Here is a 2,138-nt window from a genome sequence, read left to right as displayed (position 1 = left end):
TAAGATTAAATGAAGATTAAATATCTCAAAACATAAGCCTGTATTTCCATGACCTAAAATTACAATTTTTTAGATGGATCAAATGCGCGGTGTGCGAGAGTTAGTCTATGATTTAATGGGTTTTCTATGAGGGAGGGCGGTGCATGTTTCACGCAGAAAAACCTCTGGCGACGGAGGTCATCACCAGAGATAAGAATCATTCGAGGCTTACGTTTTAATTGAAATTAAATCCAAATGACCAATGTTGGGTTGGCATTGGATTGGCCGAGGGTTCTAACACGTTACGATAATCGGATTAAAAGTGAGCAGCCCAACCAATCAGGAACCCTTGCGATGCGGTATCGTATTCAAAGGTACCTTTGTTTTCGTAATCAACCCAAGTGGATTTATACGCCAGATTTAAATCCGACCAGTCGTTAATTTGATAGCGAGCGCCGGTTAACAGAGATGAGGTAAAGTCGGTATCGCTTCCAAGGCCCATATCTAAGCTCGTGTGCACAGTCCAATTTTTGTTGAGTTCCTTGGTCCAACGAACGCCTATCAGATAATCAATCCAATCTTCTTCTAAAGATCTTGAATTCAGGGTTGTCCCGCTGTTTGTGTAGAGTTTGGAATCAATATCGTTATCCCACCAGCGTAATCCAACCATATAATCAATGGCACCAATGTCGTATTGGTAGCGTTTAAAGCCTTTTGCTTCTAAAACGCCTTGTCTGATCTCAAGCTTGCCATTAAGAATACCTGTGTTGCCGATGATTGAATCTGACTTTCCGCTCAGTTTCATGTAGCTGTAGTCAACGTAATAACCCCACTGATTGTTATAGATCCCCTCTAGTCGAAGCATCGCTCCCATATCCAAATGACCCATGATGAATGCAGGGTCGACATCAACATCGCTAGAAATATCACCAATTGTTGTATTACCACGGATATTTAAAGCAAGCGCATAAATTTCTATGCTGTGTTGCCACTTTTTCGTGTCCGATTGTGAACTTGCTTCTTGTGCATTTACGGTTGAACTAACAGCCAACGCTGATGCGAGTAGGTAATGCCATTTAGCCATATTGATATCCTTATCTTCGATGTGAAATAGCACGAATGTGAATGTGTGTTTTAACTATCCATTTTTCACATATGCAACTTGTATATTGCTGATTGTAGACTATGTTTTTTGAAAAGAGCCAAATTAAAAGAGTAAGGATATGAAGCCACAAAGCATTTTTTTGTTCGTTGCTGTTTTGGGTTTAACACCGATTGCGTTGTCGTACGGTTATGCCCCCGTTGTCTCCCTTGATTATCTTTTCGGAATTGATGCTAGCCCTATCAATGTCACTCATATCTTTCGTGCTGTGATGGGGTTGTACTTAGCGTTGGCTCTGTTTTGGATAGTAGGGGCGTTACTAAAGAAATACCGACTGCCAGCACTCTACAGTTTGGTGGTCTTCATGTTGGGTTTGGCTGCCGGCCGAGTCATTAGCTTGTTGATAGATGGCATGCCTCACTGGCTACTTGTCGTCTATCTACTATTGGAGCTTGGCTTTGGTTTGGTAGGAATAAAAATGGTTCACAAAGAGCAATCTGAAACAGTATAAGGACATTCTATGAAAAGGATTTTCCACCTTGTTGTGATGAGTGTGTTGAGTAGCTTTTCGCTATCAGCATGGTCAGCACAAGAGCAACCGAATATTTTTGTTATCTTCACGGATGATATTGGAATATCAAACCTGAGTGCTTATCACAATGGTGTGATGAGCAGCGAAACACCGAACATCGATAGTATTGCTGAAAAGGGCATGCTATTAACGGATTACTATGCTCAACCTTCTTGTACGGCGGGTCGTTCTGCATTCTTAACGGGTCAACTCCCTGTTCGAACAGGCATGCACTCAGTTGGGTTACCGGGTGGCCCAGTTGGTTTAAGTGCCGACACGCCAACGCTTCCTGAAATCCTTAAAACCATGGGTTATGTCACGGGGCAGTTTGGCAAAAACCACCTTGGTGATAGAGATGAATTCTTACCGACAATGCACGGTTTTGATGAGTATTGGGGTTGGTTGTATCACTTGAATGCAATGGAATACACAGAAGATCCAGATTGGCCAAAAGATGGATCTTTGGATGCGTTTGCACCTCGTAAT

At 42.2% G+C, this 2,138-nt stretch carries 3 protein-coding genes; 2 read left to right on the top strand and 1 reads right to left on the bottom strand.

What is annotated here, in order from left to right; all coding sequences use genetic code 11:
* Positions 1 to 295: 295 nt before the first annotated feature.
* Positions 296 to 1,063, bottom strand: coding sequence for a hypothetical protein (locus AB4653_RS27455; protein WP_009847213.1), 768 nt, complete (start codon positions 1,061 to 1,063; stop codon positions 296 to 298).
* 139 nt (positions 1,064 to 1,202) lie between these two features.
* Between AB4653_RS27455 and AB4653_RS27450 the strand changes: the two genes are divergently transcribed.
* The gene (locus AB4653_RS27450; RefSeq protein WP_009847212.1) at positions 1,203 to 1,592 is read left to right on the top strand and encodes a DUF4345 domain-containing protein; all 390 of its coding nucleotides are present in this window, start codon (positions 1,203 to 1,205) and stop codon (positions 1,590 to 1,592) included.
* Positions 1,593 to 1,601: 9 nt separating this feature from the next.
* Positions 1,602 to 2,138: sulfatase-like hydrolase/transferase (locus AB4653_RS27445; protein WP_372105820.1), on the top strand; the 537-nt coding region annotated here is incomplete at its 3' end.

The sequence above is a fragment of the Vibrio sp. 10N.222.48.A3 genome, assembly GCF_041475345.1.
GTDB lineage: Bacteria > Pseudomonadota > Gammaproteobacteria > Enterobacterales > Vibrionaceae > Vibrio > Vibrio tasmaniensis_A.
Note: the sequence above shows the minus strand (reverse complement) of the source record. Positions and strands in the feature narration are given on the sequence as shown.